This window comes from Algibacter lectus, from assembly GCF_004368925.1.
GTDB lineage: Bacteria > Bacteroidota > Bacteroidia > Flavobacteriales > Flavobacteriaceae > Algibacter > Algibacter lectus.
Window position 1 is genome coordinate 240,224 of the sequence record NZ_SORL01000008.1, and the last position, 16,473, is coordinate 256,696.

The 16,473-nt window shown below is 32.6% G+C and carries 16 protein-coding genes; 3 read left to right on the forward strand and 13 right to left on the reverse strand.

Annotation, left to right across the window (positions count from 1 at the left end; all coding sequences use genetic code 11):
• Positions 1-68 precede the first annotated feature (68 nt).
• Positions 69-2,369 carry a M28 family peptidase gene (locus tag DFQ06_RS09520; protein WP_133967421.1) on the reverse strand — a complete coding sequence of 767 codons (2,301 nt, stop codon included), beginning with the start codon at positions 2,367-2,369 and terminating at the stop codon, positions 69-71.
• Between the two features lie 132 nt (positions 2,370-2,501).
• Between DFQ06_RS09520 and DFQ06_RS09525 the strand changes: the two genes are divergently transcribed.
• On the forward strand, positions 2,502-2,969 hold the full coding sequence (locus tag DFQ06_RS09525; RefSeq protein ID WP_042502489.1) for a CBS domain-containing protein: 468 nt from the start codon (positions 2,502-2,504) through the stop codon (positions 2,967-2,969).
• A gap of 5 nt (positions 2,970-2,974) precedes the next feature.
• On the opposite strand, the gene DFQ06_RS09530 is transcribed toward DFQ06_RS09525, so the two are convergent.
• From DFQ06_RS09530 to DFQ06_RS09575, 10 genes are all read right to left on the reverse strand, one after another.
• The gene (locus tag DFQ06_RS09530; protein ID WP_042502487.1) at positions 2,975-3,685 is read right to left on the reverse strand and encodes a hypothetical protein; all 711 of its coding nucleotides are present in this window, start codon (positions 3,683-3,685) and stop codon (positions 2,975-2,977) included.
• Positions 3,686-3,692: 7 nt separating this feature from the next.
• Positions 3,693-4,043: a hypothetical protein gene (locus tag DFQ06_RS09535; RefSeq protein ID WP_042496435.1), complete on the reverse strand. Its 351-nt coding sequence runs from the start codon at positions 4,041-4,043 to the stop codon at positions 3,693-3,695.
• Positions 4,044-4,110: 67 nt separating this feature from the next.
• Complete coding sequence (locus tag DFQ06_RS09540) at positions 4,111-4,605, reverse strand: hypothetical protein (protein ID WP_194235714.1); 495 nt, start codon at positions 4,603-4,605, stop codon at positions 4,111-4,113.
• A gap of 34 nt (positions 4,606-4,639) precedes the next feature.
• On the reverse strand, positions 4,640-5,086 hold the full coding sequence (locus DFQ06_RS09545; protein ID WP_133967423.1) for a GNAT family N-acetyltransferase: 447 nt from the start codon (positions 5,084-5,086) through the stop codon (positions 4,640-4,642).
• Between the two features lie 144 nt (positions 5,087-5,230).
• Positions 5,231-6,151 (reverse strand): hypothetical protein, encoded by a 921-nt coding sequence (locus tag DFQ06_RS09550; RefSeq protein WP_133967425.1) that lies wholly within the window; start codon positions 6,149-6,151, stop codon positions 5,231-5,233.
• Positions 6,152-6,225: 74 nt separating this feature from the next.
• Positions 6,226-6,612: a VOC family protein gene (locus tag DFQ06_RS09555; RefSeq protein ID WP_133967427.1), complete on the reverse strand. Its 387-nt coding sequence runs from the start codon at positions 6,610-6,612 to the stop codon at positions 6,226-6,228.
• 103 nt (positions 6,613-6,715) lie between these two features.
• Positions 6,716-7,819, reverse strand: a complete 1,104-nt coding sequence (locus DFQ06_RS09560) for an alpha/beta fold hydrolase (RefSeq protein WP_160491508.1) — start codon at positions 7,817-7,819, stop codon at positions 6,716-6,718.
• Between the two features lie 148 nt (positions 7,820-7,967).
• Positions 7,968-8,564 carry a hypothetical protein gene (locus DFQ06_RS09565; RefSeq protein ID WP_133967431.1) on the reverse strand — a complete coding sequence of 199 codons (597 nt, stop codon included), beginning with the start codon at positions 8,562-8,564 and terminating at the stop codon, positions 7,968-7,970.
• Positions 8,565-8,652: 88 nt separating this feature from the next.
• On the reverse strand, positions 8,653-9,114 hold the full coding sequence (locus tag DFQ06_RS09570; protein WP_133967432.1) for a hypothetical protein: 462 nt from the start codon (positions 9,112-9,114) through the stop codon (positions 8,653-8,655).
• Between the two features lie 35 nt (positions 9,115-9,149).
• Positions 9,150-10,559, reverse strand: a complete 1,410-nt coding sequence (locus DFQ06_RS09575) for a DUF1444 domain-containing protein (protein WP_133967434.1) — start codon at positions 10,557-10,559, stop codon at positions 9,150-9,152.
• A gap of 329 nt (positions 10,560-10,888) precedes the next feature.
• On the opposite strand from DFQ06_RS09575, the gene DFQ06_RS09580 reads away from it, so the two are divergent.
• A complete protein-coding gene (locus tag DFQ06_RS09580; protein ID WP_042496414.1) occupies positions 10,889-11,221 on the forward strand; it encodes a single-stranded DNA-binding protein in 333 nt (110 codons plus the stop codon).
• Between the two features lie 250 nt (positions 11,222-11,471).
• The gene (locus DFQ06_RS09585) at positions 11,472-13,838 is read left to right on the forward strand and encodes a hybrid sensor histidine kinase/response regulator (protein WP_159140057.1); all 2,367 of its coding nucleotides are present in this window, start codon (positions 11,472-11,474) and stop codon (positions 13,836-13,838) included.
• A 14-nt stretch (positions 13,839-13,852) separates the two neighbouring features.
• On the opposite strand, the gene nadB is transcribed toward DFQ06_RS09585, so the two are convergent.
• On the reverse strand, positions 13,853-15,409 hold the full coding sequence (nadB, locus tag DFQ06_RS09590; RefSeq protein WP_074936848.1) for an L-aspartate oxidase: 1,557 nt from the start codon (positions 15,407-15,409) through the stop codon (positions 13,853-13,855).
• Position 15,410: 1 nt separating this feature from the next.
• Positions 15,411-16,349 (reverse strand): quinolinate synthase NadA, encoded by a 939-nt coding sequence (gene nadA, locus DFQ06_RS09595; RefSeq protein ID WP_394345340.1) that lies wholly within the window; start codon positions 16,347-16,349, stop codon positions 15,411-15,413.
• Positions 16,350-16,473: the final 124 nt, after the last annotated feature.

The following is a 16,473-nucleotide window of genomic DNA, read 5'->3' on the forward strand; positions in this document are numbered from 1 at the left end:
TATTAATTTAAAAAGCTAAAACTATAAAAATTTAACATTTAAACTGTTAAAAGATTACCAATATTTTACTATTCGATAGTAATTGATTTTTTAAGAATAACAGCATCATTCAAAACAAAAGGTTTCGGAATCATATCATCAGCTCTTTTAAGAACATCAAAACTTTCATCTTCTAACAAATTAAAAGAGGTTTCGTAAATAACAAAAGTTGTTTTTTGTTCCTTCGGAAGTACTAATTGTATATCCAAAGGATCTTCATCTGAAATATAATAGCTAAACAGTCTATTAGTTTTACGCTTATTAAACACCAACCCTGTTTTTTCGTTATCGCGAATAGCAACACCATTTAATTTGGCCGCATTAAAAACATTTGTCGAATCGGAAAACACCTCAATTCTGTTTGCTTTGCGTTGCGGCGTAATACAAAGTTCTACGTGCCTAAATTCGCCAATAATAGTATCATGCCCAATAACCATTTGCGGCGCTTTTAGTGATTTTACCGGTGCTTCTGTAGCATACGTAAAACTAGTGCCGTACTTACTTGCAATGGTATAATCTTTTATGGTTGTGGCCGCCATAGGATGCTCTCCTAAAAAAGGAATAGTCCAAGTATCCAAAACGTTATCATAAGTCGCCCAAACTGCTTTATTTTCATCGGCATCTAAAATATAGCACAAACTGTTAGGCTTTGGGTTTTCTGGAGAAAAGCCTGAATTAACATGAGCTGAAATTAAAAAGCAAACAGTTGCTAAAAGAAAACCATAAGACCATCTTTTTTTATGTTTGAAAGTAGAGAAAACAGGAATTAAAAGTCCGAATATTAAAACAACCAAAACCATGGAAGACACCATCATTTTAAGTCCTAAGCCCACAGGAAACATTTGCACAAAATTAGCCAGTAATAAAAGTACCGGCAAAGCTAAAATAGCATGACTAATAATACTTGGCTTCCTTTTTCGAATTAATATAAATAAACTCAACAAACCAAAAAACAAAGGCACGATTAAAAAACTAGCACCCTCTAAAACAAAGGCAACGGCTACCGAAATAGCCAACCAAAAGAATAATGGAGCAATAAGTAAACTTGCTGCATTTCCTGGCTTGTGGATTTTACTGTAAACAAAGAAACAGATTGCTAAAGACAAACAGGTGAAAGCCGCAATATAAGTATGCCCGTTATAACTAAACCCTTGAAGAATTTCGCCATATTGTGGATATATAAATTTTAAAGCCGGCCAAGCATACAAACCAACTACAGCCGAAACGATAAGCGATACAACAAATGCAAAAAAACCTTTACCAACATCGGCTCTTTTAAAAACACGTGCTCTACCTCCATAAATTAAAAGCCCAATAAACACGATAAATGCCAGAATAACCATAGGTATTATCCATGAAAATGGGTATTTAACCATTTTTAAAACAGGTACATTAAAATACACAAAGTCTTCATTACTTTTTAAAGCACTTAAATTAGCTTCACTAAAATATTTAAGCATTGGCATTAAATAAGAACCTTGATGTTCTAAGGTCTTTATATCTAACCGCTCGTAAGTATCCATAGCGGTATGATAATCGAAATGATCGTCTACAAAAGCAAAGTTAAAACCATCGATATCGGCATCTTCACGAAACCGTGTTAAATCGGTATCATTAGGTAGCATTTTATAAATACTATAAAACAACGAGTTACCAACAGGATATTGCGGATTAGCTTTTACAAAGCCTTCTATTAAACCCGCATTACCTTGGTTAGTTTCAACAAGCATAATACTTGGACCACCACTTCCGCGAGCTTCAAAATTTAAAACTAAACCTACATTTTTTGCCCATTCGTGATGATTAACAAAAATATCGGCACCATTTAAACCTAATTCTTCCGCATCGGAAATAAGAATGATAATATCATTTTTAGGCGTTTCATTTTTACTTAAAAAAGCGCGAACACCTTCTAAAATAGTTACAACACCCGACCCCGCATCACTTGCACCAATTGAGGAATGTGGATTACTATCGTAATGTGTTAACAACAAAAGCGCCTTACCATTTTCACGTCCTTTAATTCGAGCAACTATATTTTTGGGTTTTGCTAAATTACCCCAATCACGAATGGAATAGCCTTCTTGAATTTGAGTTTCTAAACCTAATTTCTGTAATTGGGTTTCAATATAATTACGCACGTCTAGATGTGCATCACTTCCTAAAAAATGAGGTTCTTTTGAAATTTCTTTAAGATGAACTAAAGCACGTTGTGTAGAAAAATTTTGGTTTACCTCATCTAAACTAGATATATTTTGAGGCAGTAGCGCCAAAAAACTCCAGTAAATTCCGCCAATAATAATGAGCAAAGCGACAGCCTTTTTTATCATAACAACACCTTATAAATTTATATATCTAAATATACAATTTTTATAAATGCCATTATTAGAGTTGATGTTCTTTTAGGAAAATCGGAATAAATTCCCTACATTTAGAATTACTTTAATTAAAACTAAACAACTATGGGAATAAAAAGTTTTCAAGGCGCGCGAAAGCAGCAAGCCAACGTAGTCGATAGCACACCGCTAAAGGTAAGTGACTATATGACAACAGATTTAATAACATTTACGCCAAACCAAACCATAGAAAGCGTCATGCAAAAGTTAATTACGCACCGCATTTCTGGAGGACCTGTTGTTAATGAAAACAACGAATTGATTGGAGTAATTTCTGAAGGAGATTGTATTAAACAAATTAGCGAAAGTCGCTATTACAATATGCCTATGCAAGATAAAACTATTGAAAACCATATTACCATGAATGTGGATACTATTGATGGCAACATGAATATTTTTGATGCTGCCAACAAATTCTTATCTGCTAAACGCCGTAGATTCCCTATTGTTGAAAACGGCAAATTAGTGGGGCAAATTAGTCAAAAAGATGTTCTAAAAGCCGCAATGACTTTAAAGGGACAAAATTGGAAATAAACGCATTACAATACATTTACACGCAACAAAGCTTTTGGTTCATCTGTAACTAAAAGCTTTTGTTTTTTTGTACCTGTTAGTGTTAGTATTTTAGAGTATGAATACCCTTTTATAGGTTCCCTCAAACTTTCCCATTCCGCCATGCCTTTTACAGCAATATTCTCATCGATTTCAATAACTCCTTCTCTATAACGCATTTGTTTATTAACACCGAACAGCCCTGTACTTTTTTCTCTATGCTTTTTTAAATAAGCTTCTAAATTCGCTGGGGCATCTTTTCTAAATCCTGAGTTTTTACTAAAATCTTTCACTAAATGAATGTATTTAGAATCTACTCTTAAGTTAGAAGTTTTTACAATGGCCATTTCACTTGCTGCGGAAATAAAAAAATCTTGACTTTCAACATCGTCAATAATTTTACGCCAACTCTTATTACCCTTAACCTCAACCACAACATGATAATACACGCATTTTCTGCCGCTTAAAGGCGCAACCAAAGGCTCGCCAACATGCTTGGCCTTACCTATAATTTTTGCGTACTCGTTTCTTTTTATACTGTTTATGCTTTTTTTACGGGTCTTTTTAAACTCCCGAAGCATTCTGTTTTTTTTACTGAAATAATACGACAACAAACCTATTAGGATGATAGTCGAAAACATAAAAACAGGAATTAAAAAGTGCTTATTCTCTTGAAAAAGCGATAAAACATTATCCATAATTTAATTAACTTTCTCGTTTTACTAATGCGTAATAATCACCTTCGAGTTCTAAATATCCTTGATCGTAAACAAAATAATATACCGTTTGTGCTTTAGTGGTATAAATACTAGTAAAGTAATTAAAATCGAAACCATGCTCGATTAATTTAGCACGTGAGGTTCTCGTTTTTTTATCTGGATTTAAGGTTTCTAAAATGCGATAATTTTTCCGAAGTCTATTGTTGGTGTTTCTAATTAAGTTTTTACTATCCTTATTTACCCGATTGTTATAGCCATTTCTACAACCATCGGAACAGAATTTTTTATCAATTCTGCCAACAATTTTATCGCCACACTCTGGACATTCCTTTTGCATAGTGGTTTGTGTTTATTCTTACTCCATACAGCCTTTTAGGTATCTAAATACTAAAACTGAGCTTATATTATTTTATTTTTTCGAATTCAAATTGAATTTTCATCTCACCTCCAGATACCATGGCATGCATATTATCTCCGTGTTTCCAATATTTTATTTTGTTAGGAAAATCGATTTTATTGTTTTCACATGTAAACTGATCTGCAGCATGAGCCACACCTTTAAACGTAACCGATTGTGTTTCTTCAGGAACTTTCACTACTAAATCCCATTGCTTACCAACTTTAACTAATCCTATATTTTCTTGCTTAATGGTATCTGCGTTTTGCATGGTAAAACCAATACCAGAGTATTCGGTTTTACTAATTTTTTCCCAGTGTTCAAAAGTCGCTTTCCCTTCCTCTTCGTTTAAGCGTTTCCATTTTCCTAATAACCAATCGAAATTCTCAGATGCTTCAATAGCAGTTGCTGGTTTTAAATTTACTTTTGAGCTTTCCTTTTTAGTTTCTTTACAAGACAGAAACAAAATTGAAACACATAAAACATATATTTTTCTTATCATCCTTGATTTCTTAAGGGTTATACTTCCTGAAAATTTATATTATTTTTTTAAAACACCTACTATCTTCAACTCCAGAATATTGTCCGTAATTAGGTATTGAATGATAGCCGTTTTTCGCATACAATGCAATAGCTTCTGGTTGCTTTATTCCTGTTTCCAAAATACATTGCTTAAACCCGAGTTCTTTGGCCCATTGCTCTAACTCTGCAAGCATCATTGAAGCTATACCTTTTCCTCTACTTTCCTCAGAGGTATACATGCGTTTAATTTCCATAGTGTCTTGGCTAAATTCTTTTATAGCACCGCAGCCAAGTGGTTTTTGATTTTCTAAGGCAAGAACCACATATTTAATACTATCTACCTTATTAAATTGAGCGTAAAAGGCGTGGTCTTCACCGTCTCTTATCGCTAAATCTTTATCTAGCAGTTTTACCAACTCAATAAAATCTAGGTTTTTAGAGTTTGTTCTTAATATTTTCATTTTAAATTGAATTGCCTAGAGCACATGCGAAGCTTGTTTACTTGCCTAATTTAACAAATAAAATTTAAATTTCGATTCTCTACTAATAATCTTACTTTGAAGATGCTCTGTAAAACAATTATTTAGGCGCAATTCATGAAACCTCTATTTTTCCAATTGTAGTTCAGTTCTTTTAACTTCGTCGGACAACTTCTTTTGGCTCCAATATGGTTCTTGAATACTTTTTTTCAATCGTGCTTCCGTTACTAACCCATCTCCATCATCTTCAGTCCATGATAGTATTTTATACGGAAAGTTTTTCTCTACTTCAATAGAAACCTTTCTATCGTAACTTAGATAGGCAATGTTATAACGTATAGTACTGTCTTGTTCTGTTTTAGTAATTTCAGCCTTTGTCGCTTCTAAATCTTTATAAGCAAAACGACTGTATATCGTTGAAAAAATGATATCAACTTCCCCCAAAGGCAACTGACCTTTATTTAAACGTATACGCGTCATCAGTTCTTCTTCCAGCATTGCCGCAGGGATAGTTTTCTCTGTATCTCCATCGGCTTCAAAATAAGAAAACTGTTTAAAAGCGTAATTATTCCCATCTAAGTTAAGCTGCGTAAATGTATGTCCGCACCATTCCTGAATGCTTGTATTCAGCTTTAATGTATTGGGATGTTTTTGAAAATCTACAGGTGTAAAAGAAGAGGTTACAATAGAATAATCGTAAATACCTGTAGTGAATTTTCGAACATGATTTAATTTCATAACCGGAACTAAATCTTCTCCAGCTTCTTTCGGGTTATCCAACTTCACTTGTTTACTTAGCGAAAAAGGCTCGGTTACAAAAACCAAAACAACTTCACCTTCACGAATTTCTCCATATCGCGACTGTTTTAATGTGTAACTATTTAACTCTGCCGTGCCACTATACCAATACTCATTAAACTCACTGCTTCGCTGCATGGTTTTCTGTTCCTTTACAAGGATAGTTTCAGTGGTCGACTTTTTATCGGATTGACAAGCCAAGCAAGAAGAAATTGTAAGGCAACAGATTACTTTTAATAGTGAGTTCATATTTTTTTTGAATTATAATAGTCCCTGTGTATGACGCTTTTTAATGAAATAAATTACAAGGAAAAGCTTTTAATTTACTGAACATCATCATTTACTTCAACCCAATATCCATTTGGGTCTTGAAAGTAAACCTGCCTGATTCCATCTTTTCGTATGTAATCTTTATTTGGCGTATCGAGCCAATCGGAATACTCTATTTTCAACTCATCTAGATGCAATACAAATGCGTTAAAATTAGATGTTGCTAAAGCAAAATGAACAGCCTTATTTGTTTTTATTTCAGCATCTGGACGCGGAATAAGATGAAGCTGTTTCCCTTCGCCCATTGATAACCACCTTGTCTTAGAACCGGAGGCTGTATTCTCAATTTCTTTCAACTGAAACAACTTTTGATAAAACGCCATAGATTGATCTACATCTTTTACAGAAAGCGCTATATGATTGAATAAAAAAGTACTCATTTATTTAATTTTATGACACTCAAATATCGGAATTATTATCATAACAATAAAAAAACAATCTAAATTTCAATTTAGACTAGACTCACTTTAAGGGCTTTAATAACTACTTCTGCTTTATTTGTAACAACATTGTTTTTGCATTTTCATTTTTCGGATTCAATTCAATGGATTTCTCATACGCCTCAATTGCTTCTACTTTTTTATCTGATTGCAATAAAGCCTCGCCATAACTATCATAAGCATTCCAACTATTTGGAAACAGCATGATATTCAATTTAAAAATCTGTAACGCCTTGTCTAACGCTCCACCTCTCAATAGCGAATATGCCCATTCATTTAAATCACCTTCCGAATGTTTATTCTCAGTTTCAACTTTTTTAGTTTGAATAGACAAATCGATAGCATTATCGAAAGCCTTTTTCAAAAACTCATTTTGTTTCTTCCCGTCTAAGGTTTCGGAGTATGCCTTTATAATTGTATTAATTATTACCCCTGGATTATCTTGAAAAACAGCATGACCACTTCCTTCGGCTAAAACATTTTCTACATTATCATTTTGGTCACCAAGTTCTTTGTGAAGTTTTAGCCATCGAGCTGAAAGTATTTCAGGGTAACTTGGAAAAGAATTTTCAGGGAAAACATTTATAATTGATATGTTTTTTGGGAATTCCATATTTCGCACATAGCGCATTGTTTCATTGAAATTCACATTTAAATAATAATCACCCGAAGGCTTTTTTATAGTACTAATATCAACATTGTGATCTCTCATTGTTAACAATTCCTCATTCCAGAAATTACTAAGCGTAACATCGATTAAAACAATAGACCTCACTTTTTTAGGGTGTTTATTTGCGTACAATAAATTATAAAGCCCGCCATAAGAATGAGAAACTAGAATAATTTCTTGGTTATAACCCAACCTCGAAAGTCCTGCTTCTAGTTCTTTTACACCGTTTTCTATTCCAAAATCAGATTCGTTTTTTGAATTCGAATTTAACTCACTTGTTCCAAACCCTGACCTGTCATAAGATATTAGTGTTGTACCTGTAACTTCATGAATATTTTCTAATATATCACTCCAAACAGAAGCATCATTCCCTCCACCTGCTTCAAAAAGAATTGGAGTTCCTTCTCCTTTCATTATTTTGAAATGCATTTTATAACCTCCAATATCCACAAGAGTATCTAAGGTTTGAGAATGCATTGAGATTGATAACAATAAAAATATTACGAATTTAAAATAGAAACATTTCATGCAGTTTGTAGTTTACAATGTTTGGTTAGTGCTATGGTTTGCTCACTTGTATTTTCCGAAGAAAACCAAATGCAACACAAGAGATTTCTTGCTTTAATTACCTTGCCTTTTGCACCTCAAATTTCGTACCATTCCACTTTAACGATATATTGTAGTCCACACTTTTATCTTCAGTAAAATATTCGTGCTCTATCATCCATGTATCAAAGCGTGCTTTAATTGTTAATGTTTCCATATCTAAGTAATAATATACACGACTATTGTATTCTGATATTCCTTTAAATTGATTTTCCTTTAAGAAAAAATCTTTTGCTTGTATAGATGGCAATACATTAATTTTCTTTAGAATATTACTACCACTCTTTTCCCAAGTATCGATAGTAGATGTTTTTTCATTTTCTGTATGAGAAACAAGTATTAAAGTGCCATCAGTTTTGGTTAGAAAAAACAATGTTACTTGAGAAAACGGATGCTTACATGAAATTGTTAATCTTTCTTTATTTTGAAATGAAACTTTCCAATTTGTAGATTCTCCTTTTTTAACCAAATTATTTATTTCTCCAGATGAAATTCCTTCGGTAGTGTTATCAAAAAGAGAAATGGGAGCAGCTGAAAGAAAATCAGTCAATGAGTTTTGCCCATAAGACAACAAGGTCATTAGAGTAATTAGGATAAAAGAAGTATTCTTAGTCATTATTTTTCTATGCATAACAGAAGTATTTATCAAATAGAAAATTCACAAGAGTTTTGGCGAGACCGACATACAACATCATCATCTATAATTATTGGTTGTTTTTCTTCATTCTCTCGAACAGTTCAATTTCAGAAGCATTCAATTTTGATTTCGGAATTGCTATTGCAAATGGTCTTGCTTGATTTAAAGTTAGCCATATACTTTCTTTGTTCAATTCAATATTCTTAATCCAATTCCAATCTTTCAATTCGGTTAAGTCTTTATTGTTATGATTAATTTTGATTTCAGTTTCATTAAATTCTACCGTGGCGTCAAAGTTTATTTTTTTAGCAAAACTTTTAGCACTTATGTATTGCAAAGGCCACAATATTAAATTGATTCCTGCAAAAAATATCAGCGCTGTTACTATTGAGCTTAATCCGTTTATTGGTTTCAAAAACCCAAGAATTAAAGTCAATATCAAGTATTTCCAGATGGATTTCTTCATAAAAAAGTGAACCTTCGCTCTAAGAATGTTCTCGAAGTTTGATACCAATCTTTGTTTTATCATTTTGTGCTTTTTAAATATTCTATCATACAACTATACTACCTAGCTATTTTCATCATTATTTCAATTCTTACATTGTTTTTTTTAAATAATTTTAATGTATAATAATTTTCCTGGAGTTCTTGCAACTCTTCATCACTTAAATTATAAACATTAGAATAAAACACATAAGTCTCATCTCCTGAATAACCTTCAAACGCCCTGATATCTCCATTAAGATCAATATTATCTATTGATGTGCTATTTGGAAAAAACGATGCTGTTTTTCCAATAGGGATTCCTTTTTCCTCCATATAATTTATAGCTTCCTTACGAATAGGCCAATATGATAAATGAGCCAAAGAGGCATCCCATCCTTGTGCAAATGTATCGGGATACACAATTAAGTTACCTAACAACAAACTAACCAACATACCTGAAAAAATAATTTTTTTCGCTCTATACTCCATAATAAGCATAAATGCTAATAGAGCCAACGCTACATATGAAATCACGAAATACCTATGCCCCATTGTATTTCTAATTATTAAACTAGTTGAATATATAACACTAGTTGAAAAAACGCTTATAATCAATAAATAATTATATTTTTTCCAATCTATTGTTTTTCTTTTAATGCAAAATGTACCAACTATAAATAATAATAACACAATTCTTCCAAAATCAGTAAATTGATACCCCAATACAAGAATATTTCTTCCGAAATTTCTTAAAAAATCAAGAATCGAAGAAAACTCTAGTGCATTGCCCCACGTTTGTAGTGGATGGGAAATCAACCAACCCTTGGTAACATATCTCCAAGCCACATACAGACAAGCTGGAGTAGCGGCAACTAAATATGTTAGAAGAACTTCCTTTGAAAAAAAATATTGAATTTTTTGTTTCTTAATTACTGTAAAAATTAATGCATCAATAAGAAAAACCCCAAAACAAAGCATCATCCCTCTAAACGTTACAATCCCCAATAAAGAAAGACCTAATATTTTGAAAAAAATATTATTCCGTAAAATTGAATTTAAAGCCAAAAAGAAGAAGAATAAATGAAATATTTCGGGACTTATTAGTACTAATTGAGATAACAATGTTGGATCGGCAAGCACTAAAATAAAAGCTGCTATTTTTAAATATTTTCCTTCTACAAAAAAACATACAAAATAATATAGTTGGTATAACAATCCGAAAATAAAAGGGAGCATCATCCAATGTGATATTGATAATGATTTACCAAACAACACCCAACCACTAGCTAATAGGGTTGCTAAAAAAGGAGGGTGTCCATTATCAATCGACACAGGAATAGAATCCCATCTAAATAGAGAATTTTGAATTAAGTGATTTCCTATTTTAGAGCCGTAAAGTACATTATCCCAAAACATCCCTACATCAAGACTAAGCAAAACGATTATAACACTTAAAACAAAAAAGCACCCTAATTCTCTATATTTCATTTTTCACCTAATAACACATAACAATCGTACAAACTACACAGTCCAACTCCTATAACGCTAACATACTCAAAAAAAAATAAAACAGAAGCCATATTAAAATTCATTTTAGTTCTACATCAGTTAATTAGACACCTATTTCATACTTTATTTATTAAAAGACTTATCCATTTACAAACGACTACAAGCATTTACAAACGATTTTAAGCAATTAATTACCGAATAAAATTTGCAAGCTGTTAGATATTTGCAGTGTTGAAACCATTGAGGTTCAATAGTATTAACTGTTTAACGAGCTTACTATAGATGGTAAGCATTAAAAAATTTAAATTATGAATGCACTTAGAAACAAAGTACAGTTGATTGGTAGATTAGGGCAAGACCCAGAAATTGTAAATTTTACCGATGGTAATAAAATGGCGAAATTTTCGCTAGCTACCGACGATAGTTACAAAGACAAAAATGGCAACAAAGTAGAGCGTGCTTACTGGCACAATATTGTGGTTAGAGGCGGCCTTGTAAAGGTTGTTGAAAACTATGTTACAAAAGGAAAAGAAATTGCCATAGAAGGTAAATTAACAAACCGTAGTTACGATGATAAAGATGGCACTAAACGTTACGTAACCGAAATTGTTTGTAACGAACTCCTTATGCTAAGTAAATAATACTTAACCTAAATACGTTTTTTAAAAGCAGCATCTAATTGAGGGATTAGGTGCTGCTTTTTTCACATCATTACATTAAGCCTATTAAACACGAAATTTATTTCAAAAAATATCGTATTGAAAGAATTTATACTCAAAAAATATATCGTTGAAATACATTTTTAAACGTTAAAACGCAATATTAATGTTAATAAAATTCAATTATAGACTTTTATTACTTATGTTTGACCTGTTTAATGCCTACCCCTACATGAAACAGTTTTTAGCTTTAATCTACTTATTCAGTCTATGCCTGTACGCTCAAGATGACATCTATTTTCCAGAAAAGAGCAAAGGAGAGTTATATGAATATGCCCAATTTACCAACGCAGGCAGCTTAAACATAAGCCTTAACGATGTTACCCAAAGTCCACTACTCCATTTTGAAAACTTAGAATCGAACAACCAAAGTGTTGGTTTTACATCTGATAGTTATTGGATTCGTTTTAAACTCGAAAACAGTGGCACAGAATCTAAAACCTACTATTTAGAAACCGGACGCCCTGTAACCGATTATGCAGAACTTTATCAAATTTCGAAAGCCGAAACTAAAGTGTTTAAAAGTGGCGATCAAATAGATTTTAAAGACAAACAGGTAAACCACAGGTCTACAATTTTTAAAATCAATTTACCTCCAAATGAAACACAACAAATTTATATTCATCTAAAAAGTGATGGAGAAACCATAAACCTACCCTTAAATGTATACAGTGAAGCCTCTTTTTGGAAAACAAATTACTTCCAACAATTATTTTTAGGTCTTTTTTATGGACTACTCCTTTTAGCCGGTATTATTTACTTATTTTTTTATAGCACCATAAAAGAAAAAGCCTTTTTGTATTATGGTATCTATGTATTTTCAATTTGCTTTATGCAAGCAGCATTAGATGGTTTTATACACGAGTATATTTTTACAGATGCAAGCTTTCTTAATAGCCGAATAGTATTAATAACCGCCCTATTCTCTAACTTCTACCTGCTTAAATATTGCGAATACTTTTTACAAGTAGATACGTATTTAAAATCTTTTAAAACGGCATACTACGTGGCTTATGGCATTATAGCGTTCTTGTTTACATTGCTATTTGTAAACTCGAAATCTTTAGAAATTGCCTACCCAATAAGTAACTTAAATGGCTTATACAGCTTAATTTTAATTTTATCTAGTGTATTTACATTACGTTATAAACGCATTAAAATAGATCCTTATTTCTCTTTTGGTATTTTGTTTTTAGTAATTGGCTTATTAGGTTTTGTTATGAACAACCTAAGCCTGCTACCAAACAACTTTTTCACACTGAATAGCTCTAAATTCGGCTCTGGTTTAGAGGTGATTTTCCTATCGCTTTCCATGACGAACCTGATAAAATACATGCGCATTCAAAAAGAAAAATTACAAAAGGAGGCGCTAATAAAATCGGAAGAAATAGGTGAACTTAAAACCTATTTTATGTCTAACATGAGCCACGAACTTAGAACACCTATTAACGCCATTATGGGTATTGCTGAAATTGAATTAGGCCGACAAAAAAACAAAAAAACAAACGAATCTTTCGAAATTATAAAAAACGCATCGTTAAGCTTACTAAGTAACGTGAATGATATTATTGATTTTGAAAAAATTGAAAATGATAAATTACACCTCAGTCCTACCGTTTTCAATCCTGCCATTCAACTACAAGAGATTAGCGACAATTGGAAAATTGAAGCAGAGAAAAAAGGACTCGACTACAAGTTTGATTTAGATAACAGAATTCCTAAAAAAATACTAGCCGACTCCACACGCTTTGTACAAGTAATAAATAATGTGTTGGCTAACGCTTTGAAATTTACTGATAAAGGCAACATTTATTTTAAGCTGATTTGTAATGAAATAAATACCGACACCTGCCAGTTTTCTATTCAAATTTCGGACACAGGTATTGGCATAGACCAGAATTCCATAAACAATGTATTTGAAAGTTTCAGTCAAATGCGACTAAACCATAAACGTGAATTTGGTGGTATTGGCCTGGGCTTAACCATAGTTTACCATATTGTTAAACTATTTGATGGCGAAATAAAAATTAGTAGCAAAATAAACCAAGGTACAAATGTATTTATTAATTTAAACTTCCGTTACATCTCAGAAGAACAACCCGCAGTAAAAAGCATTATTAACTCCCACAAAGACAAACCTTTGAAAATTTTAATAGCAGAAGACAACAAGATAAACCAAATGGTTTTATCTAGAATTTTAAAGACCAAAAAAAATATTTCATTCACAGTTACCAACAACGGAAAAGAAGCCATAGAAATGCTTAAAACCGAAACTTTTGATATTATTTTGATGGATTTACAAATGCCAATTATGGATGGTTACGAAGCCACATCTATTATCAAAAGCGGTAGTTTAGGCTCTGTTATAGCGGGTATCCCAATTATAGCGATAACAGCAGATGCTATAGACGAAACTAGAGCACACGTTCTAAAACTAGGTATGTGTGATTACATTACCAAACCTTTAAATCAAGATTTATTATTCGAAAGAATATATACGCATTGTTTCCCAGATGATAATATTTTAAAAATTGCTTAGTTTAAAACTTCGTATTAAACATTATCAATATTAAAATACCCACCTTTATTTTCCTTGCGCTCTATAGATTGGTTTACAATTAAATGAGCAACATTTAGCATGTTACGCAATTCACACAACGAGGTCGTTATTTTCGATTTTTTATAAAAAGCCTCTACCTCATCATAAATTAAGTCTAATCGCTTAATAGCACTCTTAAGCCTATCATCACTACGTACAATACCCACATAATCGCGCATTATAGCTTGTAGTTGTTTTAAATTATGCTGAATAATAACGTGCTCTTTAGCAATAGTTGTACCCTTATCATCCCAGTCAGGAATATCTAAATCAAAAGTTTCTAAAGTATTTTTGCTATGAAATTTAAAAATATTATGTGCATAAACCATAGCCTCTAGCAAAGAGTTTGATGCCAACCTATTTGCGCCATGAAGTCCTGTTTTAGTACATTCTCCACAAGAAAATAGATTTTTAATAGATGTTTTTCCATCCATATCTACATCAATACCACCGCACAAATAATGTGAAGCTGGCACCACAGGAATCCAATCTGTTTTTATATCAATATGGTTATCTAAACATTTTTGGTAAATATTAGGGAAATGTGCTTTAAAAGCATCAATATCTAAATGAGAACAATCTAAAAACACATGTGTTTCCCCCGATTTTTTAAGCTCACTATCAATACTTTGAGACACAATATCGCGCGACGCTAATTCGGCACGATCATCATAATCAGGCATAAAACGATGTCCATTTTTGTCGCGTAAATACGCTCCAAAACCACGTACAGCCTCAGATATTAAAAAAGAAGATTGATCGCCACGCACATCATACAAAGCTGTAGGATGAAACTGAACAAACTCCATATCGGAAATTTTAGTTTTGGCACGGTACGCCATAGCAATACCATCTCCTGTAGCAATAACCGGATTGGTAGTATGCCCGTAAACACGACCAATGCCGCCAGAAGCTAATAATGTACTCTTAGCTTTTATAGTAAAAATTTCACCCGATTTTTGATTTAAAACATAAGCACCATAACAGCCCTTTTCCAAAGGCTTAAGCTTTTTAATATGATGGTTTGTAATTAAATCGATAGCAAAATGATGCGGTAATAAAGTAATATTTGGTAATTGATGTACACGCTTTAATAAAGCCATTTCAATCTCAAAACCAGTAATATCTTTATGATGTACAATACGAAATTCTGAGTGACCACCTTCTTTACCTAAATCTAGGTTTCCACTAGCATCTTCATCAAAATTAGCGCCCCACTCTAGTAATTCTTTTAATCGATCTGGCCCTTCGTTTACAACCATTTCCACAACCTCCTTGCTACAAAGTCCGTCGCCCGCAATTAACGTATCGTCTACATGCTTTTTAAACGAATCTTTTTCGTGGTTTAAAACAATAGCCACACCACCTTGAGCATATTTAGTATTAGATTCTTCCTCGGAAGCTTTTGTTACAATAACAACATTTCTCTCGGGGAATTTCTCTGCAATTTTAACCGAAAAAGTTAACCCTGCAATACCTGAACCAATTACTAAATAGTCTGCCTTTATCATATTATTTTGAAAGTTCTAACATACGCTCAATTGGCAATAATGCACGTTCACGAATTTTCTCGTCAACATCAATCTGTGGCGATTCGTTAAGCAAACAATCATATAATTTCTGCATGGTATTCATTTTCATGAAATGACATTCACTACAAGCACAAGTATTATCTTCCTTGGCTGGCGCCGGAATTAATTCTGTATCTGGCATTTCTTCTTGCATTTTGTGCAAAATTCCTGCTTCGGTAGCTACAATAAATTTCTCGTTAGCATGCTCTCTAACAAAGTTTATCATCCCAGAGGTAGAACCAATATAAGTAGCCGTATCTAAAATATGAGTTTCAGATTCTGGATGTGCTATAATTTTATGCTCTGGATATTTCTTATGTAATTCAATTAATTTATCGATTGAAAATGCTTCGTGCACAATACAACTACCATCCCAAAGTAGCATATCACGACCCGTTTCGTTTATTATATATTGTCCTAAATTTCTATCTGGAGCAAATATAATAGGTGTTTCTTTTGGTATAGATTGCACTATTTTTAATGCATTGGAAGATGTACAAACAATATCACTTAGCGCCTTAATTTCAGCCGAACAGTTTACATAAGTAATCACCACATGGTCTGGGTGTTTTTTAGTAAACGCAGCAAAATCTTCTGGAGGACAAGAATCGGCTAAAGAACAACCTGCATTCAAATCTGGTAAAACAACTGTTTTAGATGGGTTTAAAATCTTTGCAGTTTCCGCCATAAAATGCACACCTGCAAACACAATAATATCAGCATCGGTTTCAGCAGCTTTTTGAGACAAACCTAAACTATCACCAACATAATCGGCAATATCTTGTATTTCTGGCACCTGATAATAGTGCGCCAAAATAACGGCATTCTTCTCTTTTTTTAAGCGTTGTATTTCTTTCACCAAATCCATAGTAATCCTCATTTAACTGCAAATATCTTAATTAAAATGCGTATTAAATTCAGAATACCATAAAAAAAACATGAGAATAAAAAACCAGCATTCTTTTTATAAAATCATTAAATTATTGTTAAGTAAACTCTTAAAT